At 61.0% G+C, this 17,623-nt stretch carries 14 protein-coding genes and 4 tRNA genes; 3 read left to right on the top strand and 15 right to left on the bottom strand.

The window, feature by feature from the left end; genetic code table 11:
- The first annotated feature begins 238 nt into the window (after positions 1 to 238).
- On the top strand, positions 239 to 1,924 hold the full coding sequence (locus L4X63_RS01035) for a radical SAM protein (RefSeq protein WP_250676729.1): 1,686 nt from the start codon (positions 239 to 241) through the stop codon (positions 1,922 to 1,924).
- Positions 1,925 to 2,116: 192 nt separating this feature from the next.
- On the opposite strand, the gene L4X63_RS01030 is transcribed toward L4X63_RS01035, so the two are convergent.
- The gene (locus L4X63_RS01030) at positions 2,117 to 2,707 is read right to left on the bottom strand and encodes an outer membrane beta-barrel protein (RefSeq protein ID WP_250676728.1); all 591 of its coding nucleotides are present in this window, start codon (positions 2,705 to 2,707) and stop codon (positions 2,117 to 2,119) included.
- A 153-nt stretch (positions 2,708 to 2,860) separates the two neighbouring features.
- Positions 2,861 to 3,517: an isoprenoid biosynthesis glyoxalase ElbB gene (elbB, locus tag L4X63_RS01025; RefSeq protein ID WP_250676727.1), complete on the bottom strand. Its 657-nt coding sequence runs from the start codon at positions 3,515 to 3,517 to the stop codon at positions 2,861 to 2,863.
- Positions 3,518 to 3,735: 218 nt separating this feature from the next.
- On the opposite strand from elbB, the gene L4X63_RS01020 reads away from it, so the two are divergent.
- Positions 3,736 to 3,966, top strand: a complete 231-nt coding sequence (locus L4X63_RS01020; RefSeq protein WP_250676726.1) for a 4Fe-4S binding protein — start codon at positions 3,736 to 3,738, stop codon at positions 3,964 to 3,966.
- 6 nt (positions 3,967 to 3,972) lie between these two features.
- Here the strand turns inward: L4X63_RS01020 and L4X63_RS01015 are convergent, their stop codons facing one another.
- Both L4X63_RS01015 and L4X63_RS01010 read right to left on the bottom strand, forming a co-directional pair.
- Complete coding sequence (locus L4X63_RS01015) at positions 3,973 to 5,385, bottom strand: sigma-54-dependent transcriptional regulator (RefSeq protein ID WP_250676725.1); 1,413 nt, start codon at positions 5,383 to 5,385, stop codon at positions 3,973 to 3,975.
- 422 nt (positions 5,386 to 5,807) lie between these two features.
- The gene (locus tag L4X63_RS01010; protein ID WP_250676724.1) at positions 5,808 to 7,037 is read right to left on the bottom strand and encodes an MFS transporter; all 1,230 of its coding nucleotides are present in this window, start codon (positions 7,035 to 7,037) and stop codon (positions 5,808 to 5,810) included.
- A 157-nt stretch (positions 7,038 to 7,194) separates the two neighbouring features.
- Between L4X63_RS01010 and L4X63_RS01005 the strand changes: the two genes are divergently transcribed.
- Positions 7,195 to 7,350 (top strand): hypothetical protein, encoded by a 156-nt coding sequence (locus L4X63_RS01005; RefSeq protein WP_250676723.1) that lies wholly within the window; start codon positions 7,195 to 7,197, stop codon positions 7,348 to 7,350.
- Between the two features lie 73 nt (positions 7,351 to 7,423).
- Here the strand turns inward: L4X63_RS01005 and L4X63_RS01000 are convergent.
- The 11 genes from L4X63_RS01000 to L4X63_RS00950 all read right to left on the bottom strand — a co-directional run bounded on the left by L4X63_RS01000 (position 7,424) and on the right by L4X63_RS00950 (position 17,245).
- A tRNA-Glu gene (locus tag L4X63_RS01000) sits at positions 7,424 to 7,498 on the bottom strand.
- A gap of 44 nt (positions 7,499 to 7,542) precedes the next feature.
- A tRNA-Lys gene (locus L4X63_RS00995) sits at positions 7,543 to 7,618 on the bottom strand.
- 55 nt (positions 7,619 to 7,673) lie between these two features.
- A tRNA-Glu gene (locus L4X63_RS00990) sits at positions 7,674 to 7,751 on the bottom strand.
- Between the two features lie 3 nt (positions 7,752 to 7,754).
- A tRNA-Lys gene (locus tag L4X63_RS00985) sits at positions 7,755 to 7,830 on the bottom strand.
- A 210-nt stretch (positions 7,831 to 8,040) separates the two neighbouring features.
- A complete protein-coding gene (locus L4X63_RS00980) occupies positions 8,041 to 9,336 on the bottom strand; it encodes an adenylosuccinate synthase (protein ID WP_250676722.1) in 1,296 nt (431 codons plus the stop codon).
- Positions 9,329 to 10,645: an ATP phosphoribosyltransferase regulatory subunit gene (locus L4X63_RS00975; protein ID WP_250676721.1), complete on the bottom strand. Its 1,317-nt coding sequence runs from the start codon at positions 10,643 to 10,645 to the stop codon at positions 9,329 to 9,331. Before L4X63_RS00975 ends, L4X63_RS00980 begins: the two co-directional genes overlap by 8 nt.
- Positions 10,646 to 10,743: 98 nt before the next feature.
- Positions 10,744 to 12,180: a hypothetical protein gene (locus L4X63_RS00970; protein WP_250676720.1), complete on the bottom strand. Its 1,437-nt coding sequence runs from the start codon at positions 12,178 to 12,180 to the stop codon at positions 10,744 to 10,746.
- A 148-nt stretch (positions 12,181 to 12,328) separates the two neighbouring features.
- Positions 12,329 to 12,607: a hypothetical protein gene (locus L4X63_RS00965; protein WP_250676719.1), complete on the bottom strand. Its 279-nt coding sequence runs from the start codon at positions 12,605 to 12,607 to the stop codon at positions 12,329 to 12,331.
- A gap of 354 nt (positions 12,608 to 12,961) precedes the next feature.
- Complete coding sequence (locus L4X63_RS00960) at positions 12,962 to 14,494, bottom strand: alginate export family protein (RefSeq protein WP_250676718.1); 1,533 nt, start codon at positions 14,492 to 14,494, stop codon at positions 12,962 to 12,964.
- A gap of 348 nt (positions 14,495 to 14,842) precedes the next feature.
- Positions 14,843 to 15,244, bottom strand: a complete 402-nt coding sequence (gene mce / locus L4X63_RS00955) for a methylmalonyl-CoA epimerase (RefSeq protein WP_250676717.1) — start codon at positions 15,242 to 15,244, stop codon at positions 14,843 to 14,845.
- A 348-nt stretch (positions 15,245 to 15,592) separates the two neighbouring features.
- Positions 15,593 to 17,245: an acyl-CoA mutase large subunit family protein gene (locus L4X63_RS00950; protein ID WP_250676716.1), complete on the bottom strand. Its 1,653-nt coding sequence runs from the start codon at positions 17,243 to 17,245 to the stop codon at positions 15,593 to 15,595.
- Positions 17,246 to 17,623: the final 378 nt, after the last annotated feature.

Raw genomic sequence — 17,623 nt, 5'->3', positions numbered from 1 at the left:
CAACCTAGCAGACACCGCCGGCGATTTCAACCCATTAGGCAGCCAACACTTCCCCCTCCCCTTGAGGGAGGGGGGTAGGGGGTGGGGGAAGTCCGCCTTCAATGAAAGGCCGGTCCTGGCTAAAATCCCCCCTGTCCCCCTTCGCAAAGGGGGAGACCTCAGGCTGTCGTCACCTCGCTGATAAATCCTGAAAAGGATTGGGTTGTCGCTGCCGGGCAAAAGATGGTACTCTCACCCGATGTCGCGCAAGAGCATAGAAAAAAGACGCACCATCCTGGCCGGCGAGAGCGGAGGCGGGCTGGGGAACCGCGGCGGGAGGCTTTCCTGCTGCCTGGTCTATCCCAACCGCTACCACGCCGGCATGAGCAACCTCGGCTTCCAGGCGGTCTACGCCATGATGAACGACTACCCAGAGGTAGTCTGCGACCGCGCGTTTCTCCCGGACCACGACGAGCTCGATGAGCTCCTCCGTACCGGCGGAACCCTCCTCTCCCTCGAGTCCCAGCGTCCGCTCTCCTCCTTCGACGTCCTGGCCTTCTCGGTCTCCTTCGAAAGCGATTACCTCGCCATCCCCACCATCTTCAGGCTGTCCGGTATGGCTCCCATGGCGGAGGATCGTTCCCCGTTGCAGCCGCTCATCATCGGCGGCGGGGCGGCCCTCTTCCTCAATCCCGAGCCGGTGGCTCCCTTGCTCGACCTGGTATGCGTCGGCGAGGCGGAACCGATGCTCCCCGCGCTGCTCGATTTGATGAAAGAAGGGGCGGAGTCGCGTCACGAACTGCTGCGGCAGGCCGCCGGGATTCCCGGCGTGTACGTCCCCTCCCTCTACCGTCCCGTCTACCAGGGGAGCGCCCTTGTCTCGATGAACCCGGAAGCGGATGCCCCCAAGGCGGTCAGCCGGGTCTGGGAGGCGCACCTTGACGACCGCCCCACCGTCACCGAGATCCATACCGAGGCCACCGAGTTTTCCGGCATGCACCTGGTGGAGCTCTCCCGCGGCTGCCCGCGAGGCTGCCGGTTCTGTGCGGCCGGGTTCATCTACCTCCCCTATCGCACCCGGTCCAAGGAGTCGGTCCGCGCTGAGGTCATGAAGGGGGTGGAGGAGGGAAGAAAGGTCGGTCTCGTTGCCGCCGCCGTCTCCGATTACCAGGGGATCGGGGATCTCGCGGTAGAGATCGTGGAGGGGGGAGGGAAGTTTTCCGTCTCCTCGTTCCGCATCGACCACCTCGACCACCGGATGATCGAGGCCCTGAAGGCCAGCGGCCAAAAGAGCGTCGCCCTGGCCCCGGAGGGGGGCTCGCAGCGGCTTCGCGACCTGATCAGGAAGGGAATCGACGAGGAGCAGATCCTCGCCGCCTGCGACCTATTGACCGGTCACGACATCCTGAACCTGAAGCTCTACTTCATCATCGGCCTTCCCACCGAGACGGTGGAGGACCTCGATGAACTGGTGGCTCTGGTCGGCAGGATCCGGGAGCGGGTGGTGGCCGCCGCCAAAGCCAACAAGCGGCTTGGCGAGATCCAGCTCTCCGTCAATCCCTTCATCCCGAAGCCGTTCACGCCGTTCCAGTGGTGCGGGATGGAAGAGATCAGGTCGGTGGAGAAGAAGTGGAAGTATCTGCAGAAGGCGCTCGGACGGCTCTCCAACGTGAAGCTCCAGATCGAGAGCCCGCGTGAAGCCTATCTGCAGGCGCTCCTGTCGCGTGGGGACCGCAGGCTGGCCCCGCTTTTGGTGGCGGCCGACCGGTTGGGGAACTGGAAGGCGGCGGCCCGGGAGGTGGGGATCGACACCGACAGTGTGGTGTACCGCGACATCCCCCTGGATGAGCCGCTGCCGTGGGGCTTCATCGAGGGGGGGGACGTAGGCAGGCTGGAAAGGGAGTACCGCCGCGCCTTCGGCCTTCCGGAAGAAAATATCCAGTAGATACCTCTGCCCTGGTGGTCCCCCTTTGACCAAGGATCTTCCGGGAATTCCAGGGGAATACAGGTCCCCCCCTTGTCAAAGGGGGGACAGGGGGGATTTGCTTTTTGCGGTACCCCCTGAAGTTCTCTGCGCCAAAATGAAAAAGCCCCCTCTCCATCCGGAAAGGGGGCTTTTTGCGTCGATGGGGTGAAGCTAGTTGAAGAAGAACCTGGCTCCCACCGTGAAGGCGAAGTTGGAGGGATCGAACTCGCCGATCTTTGCCCCGCCGAAGTCCCTTACGTCGGCCGAGAATGCCTCGACCCCTTTGATCTCGGCGTTGAGCGCCACCTGCCTCATGAGCATGTAATCGACCCCGACCGCGAGATGGGCGCCCACCACCGTGTCGACCACCTTGTCGCTGAGATCGTTGATGAGGACGTCGAGGCCTGCGCCGCCGTAGGGGACGAAGCGCTGCCGCTCGGGGAGCCGGTACTGCCCGCCCATGGAGAGGTTGGTGATTCCCGCCGTCCCGAGGCCCGAGGTATGGAAGACGGAGCGGGTGATGTCGATTTCGATGGCGATGTTGTCGTCGACCCCGAAGAGGAGGCCGCCGCCACCGATGATGCCGGGGTCGGTCGATACCAGCAGGGTGCCGTCCCTATCGGCCATCTGGCTGTTGGACGGATTGATTAACCCGAACCTGGCGTTGAGCGCCACTCTTCCCCTTAGTTCCTCGGCAGCCGCGTTTCCGGCGGCCAGGGCGGTGAGTAACACACAGACAGCCAGTACGATCAGTTTCTTCATCTCGATTGTTCCCTCCATTGAATCATGTATAGATCTGCTTACTCCGTGTCTTCCGCTGGCTCCAACTCTCCCTCCCCTTCAAGAAAGGGCTGGGGTGAGGATGGGGAAGGGGGGGCAACGTGCTGCGGAAGATCAGTTTCCCTCGGTGGTGCGTTACTTGATGAGGTCGATGGTGGCCTTCACCGCCTTCTCGATCCCTTCGGCCGCCTCGGCGATGTGGGTTGCCAGCATGTAGGCGGGGGTGGTGACGATGAGGTGCTCCTTGTCGATCACGAACTCGTTCACCGGGCAGTTGACATGCTTGCTGCCGGTGCCGTTGATGGCTTGGGCGGTCCCTTCGTCGGTCCCGATGGTGACCTGGGGAGCGAGATCCTTGCCGAGCGCCAGCGCGAGGACCGCCGGCGCGATGCAGATGGCGCAGATCGGCTTGCGGGCCTGGGACATCTCGCGGATCAGGCGGAGCACATCCGGCTGCACGCTTCCCGCCGGCCCCTCGGTGGCGAAGCTGCAGAGGTTCTTGGCGGCGCCGAAGCCACCCGGGAGGATCAGGGCGTCGAGATCGGCGGCCTTGGCGTTCTTGACGTCGCTTATGTCGCCCCGGGCGATCCGGGCCGATTCGACCAGCACGTTGCGCTTGGCACCGGTCTCTTTCATCGTCACATGGTTGATCTCGTCCAGCTCAATGTCGGGGGCGAAACAGACAGCCTTGGCGCCGCTTCTGTCAATGGCGAGCAGGGTCAAGACCGCTTCGTGAATCTCGCTTCCGTCACGTACTCCGCAGCCCGAAAGTACCACGCCTATCTTTTTCATGTAAGCTCCCTCCGGTCTCATTGATGTGCTTCTAAGGATTGGGTATTTTATTCGGGATAGACTAATCGTGCAAGGGGTTTATCTCGCTTCGCCCGTGCCCGTGTCATAAATCGCCTCTCCAACCTCACCTTGACAGTTCTTTTGTATTCTCATACATTATAGCCCTTCCGGTTCTGTCTTGGTCGTGGTGCTGTGCGTGAGCTGAAAGTGAGGACGAGATGGGGTATCAGGAAGTAAGGGCCTCTGCCCGGGTGTTGGTGCCGGTTATCGACAGTCATCGCTGTTCGGGGTGTGGACGTTGTGTGTCGGCGTGCCCCGAGCGCCGCTACTCACTCGAGGTGGAAGGTTACCGCAAGCAGGCGGCCCGTAGCGAAGGGGACTGCAGGACGTGCGGCAAATGTTTCGGCCAGTGCCCGGTGGGAGCGCTGTATCCGGGTGAAAAACGCTGAACGCCGCTAAGGGTGTGGCGTGTAGGCCAGGTTTTTCTTCTTCAGTTTCTCGATCAGGGTAGTCCGCTTCAGGTTGAGCAGGATCGCCGCCTCCTTCTTGTTTCCCCCCGTCTTCTGCAGTGCCTGCAGAATCAGCCCGTTTTCGAACTCCTCTACTGCCGCCTGCAGCGAAATGCCGCTGGCCGGCAGCACCATCTGAGGTGACCCCGCCGGGCCCACCGCTCCTTCCCGTGGGACCGTCCTTCCTCCCCGGTACTTTTCCGGCAGATCCTCGTAGCCGACGCGGGGAGAGTTGCAGACGATCACCAGACGCTCGACGAGGTTTTCCAGCTCCCGCACGTTTCCGGGCCACCGGTAATGGGTGAGGATCTCCGTGACCTGGTCGTCGAACCCCTCCACCTTGCGGTGGCTCACCTTGTTGAACTTGTTCAGGAAGCTGTTCAGCAGGAGCTTTATGTCGCTTCCCCGTTCGCGCAGGGGGGGGAGGTGGATCGGTATCACCGAAAGACGGTAGTAGAGATCCTCACGGAAGGTCTTCTCCGCGACCATCTGCTCCAGGTTCTGGTTGGTGGCCGCGATGATCCGCACGTCCACCTTCTTTGGCCTTGTTCCCCCCACCGGCTCCACTTCCCTGCTCTGGAGAACGCGCAGCAGCTTGACTTGCAGGTTGGGCTTCATGTCCCCGATCTCGTCGAGGAAGAGCGTCCCCTTGTTGGCCAGCTCGAACCTTCCCAACCGGGTCACCACCGCGCCGGTGAACGATCCCTTCACGTGGCCGAAGAGTTCGCTTTCCAGGAGGTCGTCGGGAATCGCCGCGCAGTTCACCGCCACGAAGTTGCCCTCCGCACGGGAGGAGAGATCGTGGATGGCATGGGCCACGAGCTCCTTCCCGGTACCAGATTCGCCATGGATCATGATGGTCGAGTCGGTCCCCGCGACCTTTTCCACCATCTCGAAAAGCTCCTGCATCTTCTCGCTTTCGCCGATGATGTTTTTCAGACGGTCGCGGTTTTTCACCTTAGGTTTATGGCGCAGCGAGCGGGCTTGAAGCTCCTGGTGTTCCAGCCCCTGGCGGATGGCGGTCTCCAGGCGCTCGAGGTTGAATGGCTTCTCCATGACGGCAAACGCCCCGGCCTTCAACGTCTCCTCGGTGGTTTCCCGGTTGACGAAGGGGCTGTAGGCGATGATCACGATCTCCGGGCGGTGATCCTTGACGTTCTTGATGAACTCGATCCCACTGTTATGTTGCATGCGGGTGTCGGCGATGACCATGTCGACCGCGCTCTCCTCCACCCGCTGCAGGGCATCCTCCGCGTCCGCCGCCTGGATCACCAGGCACCCCTTGAAGACCAGGAAGGCGGCCAGGAAATCGAGCGTCTTCTTGTCCTCGTCCAGTAAGAGAATAGTTTGGCCTTCCATCGGCTGGTCTGGCTCCGTTGGTTCAGGTAAAAAGCCATTAATTTTGAATATTTGAGGCACTTATCGTGCTGTGGTTACTATACCGTCGCCGGTGGAGGCGTGTCAACGTTATGACACCGAGGCGTAATCGGCACCACTCCCGCCGGCGTGGACTGCGTGGGCTGCTGCGGACGTGCGAAGACGTGCGAAGAAGGTGCGAAGAAGGTGCGAAGAAGGTGCGAAGAAGGTGCGCCGAGGGTGCGCTGGGGAGACGCCGGGGAGACGCCGGGGAGACGCCGGGGAGACGCCGGGAGGGCGGAGGCGTGTGAGTGCGTGTGAGTGCGTGTGAGTGCGTGTGAGTGCCGCGGGCAGGCCAGTCCCTGCTTGAAAGTTTACCTTATGTCCCTGGGGTCCCTGAGGTCCCTAAAGTCCCTAAAGTCCCTTTACTGCAGCCGGTCCACCTCCACCAATTTCGGAAACAGCCTCATCCACAGAAGCACCACGACTATCGTCCCTACCCCGCCGATGATGACCGCGGGCACCGTACCGAACAGTGCGGCGGTAGCCCCCGACTCGAACTCGCCTAACTGGTTAGAGGTGCCGATGAAGAGCATGTTGACCGCGCTGACCCTTCCCCGCATCTCATCCGGCGTCGAGATCTGCACCAGCGAGCTTCTGATGACCACGCTGATGACATCCGCCGCCCCGAGCACGATGAGTGCGCAGACGGAGAGGGTGAAAGAGGTCGAGACGGCGAAGACAATGGTCCCCACCCCGAAGACCGCCACGCTGGCGAACATGATGCGTCCCACGTGGTGGCGTAGCGGCGTCCGTGCCAGGAATGCCGACATCCCCAGCGCTCCCACGGCCGGCGCCGCTCGCAGGAACCCGAGCCCCCATGGCCCGCTGTGAAGGATGTCACGCGCGTAGACCGGCAGGAGGGCGGTGGCTCCGCCGAGCAGCACCGCGAAGAGGTCGAGGGAGATGGCGCCCAGGATTTCCGGACGGCTCTTGATGAAGGAGATCCCGGCGAAGAGCGAGCTGACGCTGACCGGTTCCTTCCTGGCCGGTGCCCGCTCCACCCTGATCGAGGAGACCATGAAGCTCGCAGTCAGAAAGAGAAGAGAGCCGGTTGCGTACACGATGGTGGGGCCGGCGGCGTAGAGAATTCCTCCCAGCGCGGGGCCGACGATGCTGGCGGTCTGGTTGGCTGAGGCGGACCAGGCCGCCGCCCGCGGAATCCACTCCTGGGGGACCAGGGTGGGGAGTAACGCCTGCATGGTGGGGGACTCGAAGGCACGCGCCGCCCCGGTCACGAAGACGATCCCGAGGATGGCCTCCTTGGTGAGCCATCCACCATAGCTACCGGCTGCCATGGCCGCTAGCGCGCCCCCCTCGATAAGCTGGCAGAAGGCGGCGATTTTACGCCGGTCGTAGCGGTCGGCGGTGTGCCCGACCACCAGGGTCAGGAGGAACATCGGAAGAAATTGGGCGAGACCGGCCAGCCCGAGATACCAGGCACTGCCGGTCAAAGCGTAAATCTGCCATCCTACCGCGACTCCCTGCATCTGGAAGGAGAGGGTGGAGGCGAGCCGTCCGAGCCAGAATTGCCGGAAGGGGTGGTGCCGCAGCATCGGCGTATGGGGGGCGAGGATTTCGGTGGTCTCAGTCATGGCTCGGATGGTCAAGCGGGCAAGGGGGCAAGGAGTGGTCGGCGTTACTATGTCTGTTGTCGCGGAGGTTGTAAACCACTTTGTGTGGCGTTGACATGAGATACCTTTAACCTGATACTTTATCCAGTCAACCATCCGGAAGCAAAGGGGGAACGGCATGCTCTACTTCATCAAGAACCAGGTCATTCACCAGTACCCGGTCGCCAACGGCTGTAGCGCCCGCTATGACGAAGAGCAGTTGAGGGACACCATCCCTCATAACGTGAAGGAGTGCCCGTACTGCCTGAGAAACTGGCCTGACCGCAGGTACTAGCCGAGGCGTGGAGACCACCGAAACGGAAAAGGCCGCTTCCCGAAGGAGGCGGCCTTTTCTTGTGCTGCAAAGATGGTGATCCCAAGGGGACTTGAACCCCTGTTACCGACGTGAAAGGCCGGTGTCCTAACCACTAGACGATGGGACCTAAAACAAACCCCTGTCCTGAAAGGGCAGGGGGCGTGGTAGAAATGGTGAGCCGCGTTGGGATCGAACCAACGACCACCTGATTAAAAGTCAGGTGCTCTACCAACTGAGCTAGCGGCTCGTACTGCAACTGCTGGTGAAAAAAGCCCTGAATCGCTTCCGGGCCCTTTTTCGAATGGCGTCCCCAGCCGGATTTGAACCGGCGTCGCCGCCGTGAAAGGGCGGTGTCCTGGGCCGGGCTAGACGATGGGGACGAATGGTGAGCCGCGTTGGGATCGAACCAACGACCACCTGATTAAAAGTCAGGTGCTCTACCAACTGAGCTAGCGGCTCATTCTGCTGCTCGGCGAAACAAGAACAACCTTATAACAAATGAAGTTGGCTGCGTCAACCGATTTTTTCAAAGAGAGCGAAAAAAGTAAATTCAAAGAAGCGCTGCATGGATAGAGTCTAATTGAGCGGGCGCCCGGCGGCTAAAGCTCCCTAAAGCCTTATCCGCGTGAATCCGCCCAATCCACGTCAGCCGTGTTTATTGCCTTTGAGCTATTTCTCGAACGGATTCCTCAGCACGATGGTCTCGTCCCTGCGCGGGCCGACCGAAACCAGCACCACCGGGGCGCCGGAGAGCTCCTCGATGCGGGTGACGTAGCGGCGGGCGTTCTCGGGGAGTTCGTCCATGCTCTTAGCGCCGGTGATGTCGCCGCTCCAGCCGGGAAGCTCCTCGTAGATCGGGGTGCACTGCTCCATCACCTCGAGGCTGGCCGGGATCTCGTCCAGCACGGTCCCGTTGTAGTTGTAACCGGTGCAGACCTTGATGGTCTCCAGGCCGGAGAGTACGTCGAGCTTGGTGATGGCGATACCGGAGAGACCGTTGACCCGGACGGCATAGCGGGCGACCAGCGCGTCCCACCAGCCACAGCGGCGCGGACGGCCGGTGGTGGAGCCGAACTCGCGGCCCGCATCGCGGAGCGCGTCGCCTGCCGCGTCCAAGAGCTCGGTCGGGAAGGGGCCGCTCCCCACGCGGGTGGCGTAGGCCTTGGAGATGCCGATCACCTCGTGGATCTCGCGCGGGCTGACACCGCTGCCGGTGCAGGCGCCGCCAGCGCAGGTGGAGGAGGAGGTTACGTACGGATAGGTGCCGTGGTCGACGTCGAGCAGGGTGCCCTGCGCCCCTTCGAAGAGGAGGCTCTTGCCGGCCTTGATGTCCTGGTGAAGGAGGAGCGCGGTGTCGGCGGCGTACTTTCTGAGGATCTCCGCGTACGGCATGTACTCGTTGTAGATCTCTTCGAAGGTGAACGGCTTGTCCCCCAGGAGCTGGGTGAGGATCAGGTTCTTCTCGGCGAGGATCTCTTTGACCTTGCGGGTGAAGGTCTTCTCGTCCAGAAGGTCCATCAGGCGGATGCCGCGGCGGCCGATCTTGTCCTCGTAGGCGGGGCCGATGCCGCGGCCGGTGGTCCCGATCTTCTTGGAGCCGCTCTTGGCTTCGCGGGCGATGTCGATCCGCTTGTGGTACGGCATGATGATGTGGAGCCCCTCGGAGAGGAGCAGTGCCTTGTCGTCTTTCAGGTAGCCGTTTTTCTTCAGCCTGGTGATCTCCATGATGAAGACCTCGGGATCGAGCACCACGCCGTTACCGATCACGCACCTGGTCCCTTCGTGGAGGATGCCGGACGGAATGAGGTGCAGGATGACCTTCTCGTCCCCCACCACCAGCGTGTGGCCGGCATTGTTGCCGCCCTGGTAACGCACCACGTCGTCCGCGAACTCCGTGTAGATGTCTACCACTTTCCCTTTGCCTTCGTCACCCCACTGGGCGCCGATTACAACGACGTTAGCCATGGTTTTCCCCTTGCCGGTCGAATTTCGTTTCTAATTCTTTATCGAACAACTCATCTCTGGATACCACCATGCCGCTTCTGTCAGCGGTACGTACCAGATAGTATTGGTTTTCTTTGCAGTTCTCGGCGCCGATCACCAGGAGCATCCGGATCCCCATCTTCTTCGCATAGACCAGGGAATCGTCGAAGTCGCGCTTGATGATGTCCCGCGCGCAGGTGAGGCCGCTGGCCCTAAGCTGCTGGGCAAGTTCCAGTGCCTCGCGGCGGTCGTCCTTCTGGTTGAAGATCAAGAGGTCGCGGCTGCGGCTGCCGGCGTCCCGCTGGGAGAGGCTCGCCAAAAGCGCCATGATGTTGAAGGCGAAGCCGGTGGCGGGCGCGGGGAAGCCGTACTTGGCGGTCAGTCCGTCGTAGCGTCCGCCGTTGCAGACCGCCTCGCCGACGCCGGGGACGAATCCCTCGAAGGTGATGCCGGTATGGTAGTCGAGGCCGCGCAACTCCCCGAGGTCCAGGGTGAGGTGCTCGGAAACTCCGTGAATGTCGAGGATCTCCAGGGTCTGGGCCAGGTTCTCGAGGGCCTGCTTGGAACGGTCGTTGTCGGCGATGGCCGCCGCCTGGTCGAGCACTTCGCGGCCGCCGTAGAGACGGGGAAGCAGGGAGATCTGTTCCTTGACCCGGTCGGAGACCCGCGCTCCCTCAAGGAGGGTGCGGACCGCGGAGGCCTCTTTCTTCTCGATTGCCTCCTGCAGCGGGCGCCGCACGGCGTCGGAGATCTCGGCGGCGTCCATGATGCCGCGGTAGAAAGCCACCTGCCCCAGGTCGATCTTGAAGCCGGTGAACCCAAGGTCCTTGAAGACCTCGACCGCCATGGCGATCATCTCGGCATCCGCCTCCGGCGAGTCGAGTCCGATGAGCTCCACACCCGACTGAAAGATCTCGCGGCTTCGGCCGGACTGCATCGCCTGCTGGCGCAGAACGCGGCCGTTGTAGTAGATACGGTGCGGCAGCGGCAGGGCGTGCATCCTGGTGGCCACGATGCGGGCAACCTGCGGGGTTATGTCGGGGGGGATGGCGAGCAGGCGGCCGCTTTGGCGGTCGTCGAAACGGAAGGTCTTGCCGCGCAGTTCCTCGCCCATGCCGAGGGCCAGCACCTCCTCGAATTCGAGCAACGGGGTGATGATGCGCCTGAAGCCCCAGAGGTCGAATACGCGGTGAATGCGGCTCGCAATGTAGCTGATCTTGTCGGCAGTCTCGGGGAGGAAATCGCTCACCCCTTTGGGGAGGGGCGCTTCAATGCATGAGGGGTTCGTCACGGTCGATCCTGGATAACGTTGCTTGGCCCGGAGTCCGGGCGAAAAAAGAAAAAATTAACAGCATAGCAGGGGGAAGTCAACGATAAATTCCCCCCGCCCTACTGGGCGGGAATTACCTGCACGGTGCTGGCCCCGCCGGTGAAGATTCCCTTCCCCTGCACGACTTCCAGCAGCACCAGTTCGTTTTTGGCCGGATCGAAGTAGTAGTCGGCCAAGTAGGAACGGGACGGCTTGGAACGCCAGCGCTCTTCCATGATCACCCCGGTCCAGACGAAAGAGCCGACCGAGTAGCTCGTGTAGCTCCGTACGTTCCCCATCATGATGAAGCCGCTGTTTTGAGGAACCAGCACCCGCCCGTCGGGGGCCACCGTTATCCGCTGCTCGAGGAAGCGGTTGCGGGTGAGCGAGCCGGAGACCCGGACGTTGTTGCCGGTTTCCCGCGAGAAGTAGGTTTCGCTGCCACCCTGGCGGTCGGGACTGGTCCAGAGCTCCTCGCCCTTTTGCGAGTAGACCACCATGCTCCCGCTTTCCTTGATGACGATGGTGACCGGGTTCCCCGAGGGATCGCGCACCATGTTGAAGTTGAAGATGTTGGCACCCGCCGGGAGCTTGACCGGATTCTTCAGCTGGTAGCCCGAAGGGGTATCGATCAGTTCGAAGACGTCGCCATAGAAGTCCTCTTCCCTCCCCATCTGCTGGGCGTAGATGCGCGGGGTGGCGCCGAAGAGGGCGATGGAGCGGAACAGGTACGGGAGGTTCTTGGCTACCAGCTTGAGCCCGTTCTGGTCGGCGCGGTAGATCCGGGAGACCGGGGCGTCGCTGTCCATCACGGTAAGGTAGGCAAAGAGGGCGCCGTCGGCCAGGCGGGTGTCGAGGGCGATCACCTTCTCGGTGATCCCTACCTCGTCCTCGCCGAGGAGGGTGAGCTCCTTGGCCTGGCGGTAGAGCCGGATCCCGCGATCGGAGGCGGTGAAGTATTCGCGGCCACCTTCGACGGGCCTGCCCGGCGCCACGGCGCAGAGCTCACCGGGAAGCCTCTGGTTCTTCCAGCTCCGCCCGGCGGCGGCCGCAGCCGGAACCGGAAGGGCGGGGGCGGCCCCGGCGGCCGGAGGGGGGCTTGTCTGTGGCGAAGCGGGGGCCGCCGTAAGGTTGCGGAAGGAATCCGCCACCGCGGCGTGCAGTTTCGGGCAGATCTTGTTGAGGGCGGGGATCAGCCCCTCCTCGTCCTGGAACTGCTCGAATGCGGTGGCGAGCACACGTCCCGAGGGGAGCTTGGCCAGGGCGTCCAGGCTGTAGCTTTTTCCGAGCTTGGTGTAGCTCCCGGTGAAGACCACATCCGCCTCGGCGGCGCTTCCGACGATGACCAGATCGTCTCCCGCAATTCGGGAGGTGAAGAGGGTGCCGACCGGCGGAGGGGAGCTGCCGGGGGCGCTGATCGAAAAGTCGCCCACGAACGCGCGGATCTGGGCGGCCGAAGCCGCGAGAGGGATGAAGAGGATGCAGGCGAAAAAGGCAGCAAAGATCGATTTTCTCATGGCGGCTCCTGTTGGTGGGTCGGACCGCTGGATTATCGCAGAGGAGCCCCGCTTAGTCAAAGGATTATCCGGTCGACTTGACACGAAAAAAGGCGGCCTTGCGGCCGCCTTGTTCTTTCCGGTGATCGATCGGCTGGTGCGCCGATTCTTAACTGCCGCCCTTCTCGGTCATGTCATCCAGCAGGTCTTGGGTCTCTTTCAGTTTGTCCTGGAGTTTCTTCAGTTCCGCCGGTGTGTAGACCCTGGTTCCCTTTTTGATCTCCCGGTCGAGCTTGTGGATTCTCTTGTAGATGTCGTCGACCTGGGAGGTGCAATTCTTGGACGCCAGCAGGCATTCGTTTTTCTCCTCTGGCGTCATTTGCGGGAAGGCCGGTGCCGACGAAATCAGGAAGACAGCTGCTGCAAGCATCAGTGTGATCTTTTTCATGCGGGCTCTCCTTTAGTGTAAATGGTGGCCATACTTGAAAATTAAAGCACGCATATGTTTGTTGTCAACTTCCCATCTTCTCACCATCATGCACTGTGACTGCCCGGCAAGTCAATGCGCCCCCCTTTGGGGTGTCAGTGCCGGTCCGGCCATAGGATGAGAGGCCCGTGGTGACAGATGATGGATGGCAGTTGCTGTGGGCAAATTGTTTTTTGAGATCCTGCTGTGACAAAGGAAGGATGTGTGAGAGGGGGTGATACTCTGGCGTGCTGAAACAAAAAAAAGGCGAACCAGACGGTTCGCCTTTTTGGCGCAGCGGGTGGTGGGCCGGAGGAGACCTCCGGCCCATCCGGATTAGAATACGTAGCTCACGACGAAGCGTACGGAGTAGGGGTTGGCCGGATCGTCGCCAGCGGTGGAGACGCTGGTCCCTTTGTAGTAGTCGCCCAGGATCACGTAGGCAGCCTGAACGGAAGCGGTCAGGTTGTCGTAGAGTTTGTAGCCGCCCTCGACGTTGATCTCGGTGCCGAGGAAGTTGCTGGAGTTGAAGGCGTTGGTCTTCAGGTTCTTCGGCTTGATGGCGTCGGAGTCACCTTTGTCGTTGAGGTTTTTGGTGCGGTCTTCGGCGGTGAAGCCGATACCGACGTTGGCGGAAGCGTAGACTTTCGGGGTGATGGTGGCGTCGTAGCCGGCGAAGGCGCCGATGATCCCCTGATCCCTGTTGCCGGTGGTGTACATGATGGAACGGTCAGAGGACCCGCCCTGAGCGGCAGCGTTCCTGTTGAGGAGCATCATGCCGGACTCGTTGTAGGTGTTGAGGGCACCGGCCTTGGTAGCCGAGGGGAGGCCGTTAACCGACTGCTGGAGGCTCTGCCAGGACTTGTTCTTCCCGGCATCGGAGCCGTCGTCGCCGGAGGTGTACAGGAAGGCGAGGCGTGCGCTGCCGGGGCCGACTTTGACTTTGGCGGCGGCGTTGGCAGCGAAGCCGCTCAGGTCGATATTGCCGGTGCCGCCGTTCATGGGGGAAGCCACGCCGGCGTCGTTGTAAATTTTGCCGAACTGGCCGGCCACGAAGCCGCTCAGGGCAACCGGCCCGACCTTGCCATCGGCGAAGGCGGCGACGGTGTGGTCGAACATCTGGTCAACAAAGGCGCGGTAGTCATAGATGCCGTAGTAGGCCAGGCCGACCGAGAGGTCTTTGCTGACGGCGTACTTGCCTTCGACGATGGCGAGATCGAGGTTGTTGACGCCCATCTTCAGGCCGAGGCCGGCGGTGCCGCCGCCGTTCACGTCGCCGGCGTTCCCTTCGTAGCCGCGGAAGTACCCGACGTTTACGGTGGCGTCGGCGAGCTTGGTGGAGGTGTAGATACCGGCGGCGTCGCAGTCGAAGAGAACGCCCTTGAGGGAGTCCTTGATCGGCTGGGCGCCGACTTTCACGTTGGTGGTGGTGTTGGGCACGTTGAAGTCGAGGTAGACCCACTTGGTCTCCAGGTTGACGGCGTCGGTGTCGAGCGCGCCGCCGGAGTTCCTGAAGGCGGTGGTGATGTTGCCGGCGCCGCCGACGCCGGTGGAGCCGGCCAGGGTACCCTGGGATTTGTCGCCGAAGACGGAGTCGAGCTCGAAGCCGGTGACCAGTTTGAGGTTGTCGTTAGCCTTGGCGGTGTAGAAGAGGCGGGCGCGCTGCTCGAAGTAGTTGACGGCCGAGCGGCTGGTGGTGGCCGCTGTGGTCTCGGCGTAGTAACCGGAGCCGCTGTTGTCGAAGTTCGAGATGAAGTACTTCATCTTGTACATGCCGTGGAACTCGTTCTCCAGCGCCATTGCCGGTACTGCAGTTGCGGTGACGACCCCTGCTGCTGCGATTGCAAGCATAGTTTTCTTGAAGCTCATCATTTCCTCCTGTTTGTTTGTTTCACTGTGAGTGAAATTGCATTTACGGCTCAACTGCTCGGTTACTGCTGGTTGCTGAAGCTCCTCCTTTAAGCAAAAAGGCCCTCGCATCCCGTGCCGCTATTGCGGCCTCAAGAAGTGAGAGCCTTAGAACAGGTATGCAGAGGGCTACTTTCAGTCTTCATGCGACTCCCGTTGAAGTGCTGCGCCAAAAACTCGGCAGGTCATTTCGGAAAAAGCAAACCGTGTTATATAAAGTGGTGCCAATATATAATTATCCAAACAAAAGTCAACACAAAAATAAGGCGTTCATGAAATTGTAACTCTTGCCGGTTGGCCGGTCCTCCTTCAGTGACTCTGACAGAGTTCGGTCAGTACGCCGCCGCTGCTTTTGGGATGTACGAAGGCGATCTTGGCGCCGTGGGCGCCGATCCGCGGAACGGCGTCGATCATTCTTGCGCCGCTTTCGGTGAGGGAAGCTATGGCGGCCTCGATATCCTCCACCCCGTAGGCCACGTGGTGGATTCCCGGCCCGTTTTTCTCCAGGAATTTGGCCACCGGACTCTCCGGCGAGGTCGGTTCCAGTAGCTCGATGTTTGATTCCCCCACGGTGAGGAAGGCAACCCTGACCATCTGCGAGGGGACCTCTTCGGTCCCGGTCAGTTTCATTCCCAAAACATCGCGATAGAACGGGAGAGTCTCTTCGATGGAGCGGACGGCAACCCCGAGATGGCTGATCTTGCTAAGCATAAGAACTTCCTAATAAAATGGGTATACCAGCTTTCGCGGTTAAAGATACCCTAAAACCCCAATAAGTGCAAGCTTTTGAAAAAATTTTTACCTGATTGTAAGGGTAGAAATTGCAGAATGCCGACTGGCGGGCGCTCTAATTGCTTGAAGTACCGTGACAATGGCAAATATATGATAAATCACATGATAATGGCTGTGACATTGCGGTAACAAGCTGAGACAGTGACGTTTTGACGGGAGAGGAGTGATGAAAGAGATGGAACTTTAGGCGAGGCGGATGAGAGGAAAATGGGTCCGGTGCGGGCAGCCTGCTTTGGCCCGCACCGGACCTCTTTGTTTTACTTAAGACTACAGGACTACCGTCTCGCGATGGGTGCCGAACACCTTTCTAAAGACGTTGGCGATCTCGCCCAAGGTGGCGTAGCTCTTCACCGCGTCGAGAATGAACGGCATCAGGTTGGAGCTTCCCTGGGCTGCCTCCTCGAGGGCCTTCAGGGTGCTCTCCACTTTGGCCGCGTCGCGTCCGCCCTTCATTCTGGCCAGGCTGGCCTTCTGGGTGACCTCGACCTCGTCGGAGATCTTCAGCAGGTCTTCGGGCGGCTGCTCCTCGATGGTGAACTTGTTGACACCGACGATGATGGTCTCGTTCTTTTCGATGGAGCGCTGGTAGGCGTAGGCGGAGTCCTGGATCTCCTTCTGCTGGAAGCCGCGCGAGATCGCCTCCACGGCCCCCCCCAGCGAGTCGATCCGCTCGATGTAGGCGCTGGCCTCCTTCTCGATCTGGTCAGTGAGCGATTCGACCAGGAAGGAGCCGGCCAGGGGGTCGCAGGAGTCGGCTACACCGGACTCGTAGGCGATCACCTGCTGGGTGCGGAGCGCGATGCGGACCGAGTCCTCGGTGGGGAGTGCGAGCGCCTCGTCGCGGGAGTTGGTGTGCAGCGACTGGGTCCCACCCAAGACGGCGGCCAGGGCCTGCAGGGTGACCCTCATGATGTTGTTGTCGGGCTGCTGGGCGGTCAGCGTGCAGCCGGCGGTCTGGGTGTGGAAACGGAGCATCTGGGAGCGCGGGTCCTTGGCCTTGAAGCGCTCCTTCATGATCTTGGACCACATGCGGCGGGCGGCGCGGAACTTGGCCACCTCTTCCAGAAGGTTGTTGTGGGCGTTGAAGAAGAAGGCCAGCCGCGGGGCGAACTGGTCGACGTCGAGCCCCGCCTTGATGGCGGCTTCCACGTAGGCGATGCCGTCGGCCAGGGTGAAGGCGACTTCCTGCACTGCGGAGGAGCCCGCCTCCCGGATGTGGTAGCCGGAGATGGAGATGGTGTTCCACTTGGGGACGTTGTCCTTGCAGTAGGCGAAGATGTCGGTGATGATCCTCATCGACTCCTTGGGGGGATAGATGTAGGTGCCGCGCGCCATGTACTCCTTGAGGATATCGTTCTGGATGGTGCCGGAGATCTGGGCGGGGGAGACTCCCTGCTTCTCGGCTACCGCGATGTACATGGCCAGGAGGATGGAGGCGGTGGAGTTGATGGTCATCGAGGTGGAGACCTTGTCGAGCGGGATGCCGTCGAAGAGGACTTCCATGTCGGCCAGGGAGTCGATGGCGACCCCGACCTTGCCGACTTCGCCGCGGCTCATGGAGGCGTCGGAGTCGTACCCCATCTGGGTCGGGAGGTCGAAGGCGATGGAAAGACCGGTCTGCCCGGCGGAAAGCAGGTACTTGTAGCGCTCGTTGGATTCGGCGGCGTTGCCGAAACCGGCGTACTGACGCATGGTCCAGAAGCGTCCGCGGTACATGGTCGGCTGTACGCCACGGGTGTACGGGTACTGGCCGGGGAAACCCAGCTGCTCCTCGTAACCGGGGTAGTCGAAGCCGGGGGTGTAGCAACGGTCAACCTCGACGTCGGAACTGGTTTTGAAGGAGCTTTGGCGCTCGGGTGCCTTGGCGAGGCTTTTGTCTACGATCTGCTGCCATGCCTGTTTCTTTTCGGAAATGCTCATGGTGCTCTCCTGACCTCAAGTGAAGTGGCGACTGTGTCGTTCGGTGAGTTGAAAAACCTTATTAGACCTTTCGAATGTCGCCGGCAAGAAAATTTTTTTTCCGGTACCGTTGACGTGAAAAGGGCGCCAGGGGCGCGCGGTTGTTTTATTTTACAAAATGATGGTCTATTTCGTTTGCCTACGTAAAAACAGCAGGTTACCGGCGTGCTAGCCGCGGCAGGCGGCGCTGATTGTTTTATTTTTGTTTATAGATTTAAAATGACGATTTGTCCAGCAAAACGCCGGAAAGCTCTAACATGTTGTTTTGAGAGGTTTTTGGCGATTTTTTTAGCTTGAAAAATCTTTCCGCTCTACCTATAGTTTTAAAAAAATTGATAC

This window comes from Geomonas sp. Red32 (genome assembly GCF_023652955.1).
In the GTDB taxonomy this organism is placed as follows: Bacteria; Desulfobacterota; Desulfuromonadia; order Geobacterales; family Geobacteraceae; genus Geomonas.
Note: the sequence above shows the minus strand (reverse complement) of the source record. Positions and strands in the feature narration are given on the sequence as shown.

Coding starts and splice junctions, on each gene's coding strand:
- L4X63_RS01015 (WP_250676725.1), bottom strand. CDS start 5,385: ATGGAAGGCCAAACTATTCTCTTACTGGACGAGGACAAGAAGACGCTC.
- L4X63_RS00965 (WP_250676719.1), bottom strand. CDS start 12,607: ATGAAAAAGATCACACTGATGCTTGCAGCAGCTGTCTTCCTGATTTCG.
- L4X63_RS00950 (WP_250676716.1), bottom strand. CDS start 17,245: ATGAGCATTTCCGAAAAGAAACAGGCATGGCAGCAGATCGTAGACAAA.
- L4X63_RS00960 (WP_250676718.1), bottom strand. CDS start 14,494: ATGAGCTTCAAGAAAACTATGCTTGCAATCGCAGCAGCAGGGGTCGTC.
- L4X63_RS01010 (WP_250676724.1), bottom strand. CDS start 7,037: ATGACTGAGACCACCGAAATCCTCGCCCCCCATACGCCGATGCTGCGG.
- L4X63_RS00980 (WP_250676722.1), bottom strand. CDS start 9,336: ATGGCTAACGTCGTTGTAATCGGCGCCCAGTGGGGTGACGAAGGCAAA.
- mce (WP_250676717.1), bottom strand. CDS start 15,244: ATGCTTAGCAAGATCAGCCATCTCGGGGTTGCCGTCCGCTCCATCGAA.
- L4X63_RS01030 (WP_250676728.1), bottom strand. CDS start 2,707: ATGAAGAAACTGATCGTACTGGCTGTCTGTGTGTTACTCACCGCCCTG.
- elbB (WP_250676727.1), bottom strand. CDS start 3,517: ATGAAAAAGATAGGCGTGGTACTTTCGGGCTGCGGAGTACGTGACGGA.
- L4X63_RS00970 (WP_250676720.1), bottom strand. CDS start 12,180: ATGAGAAAATCGATCTTTGCTGCCTTTTTCGCCTGCATCCTCTTCATC.
- L4X63_RS01035 (WP_250676729.1), top strand. CDS start 239: ATGTCGCGCAAGAGCATAGAAAAAAGACGCACCATCCTGGCCGGCGAG.
- L4X63_RS01005 (WP_250676723.1), top strand. CDS start 7,195: ATGCTCTACTTCATCAAGAACCAGGTCATTCACCAGTACCCGGTCGCC.
- L4X63_RS01020 (WP_250676726.1), top strand. CDS start 3,736: ATGGGGTATCAGGAAGTAAGGGCCTCTGCCCGGGTGTTGGTGCCGGTT.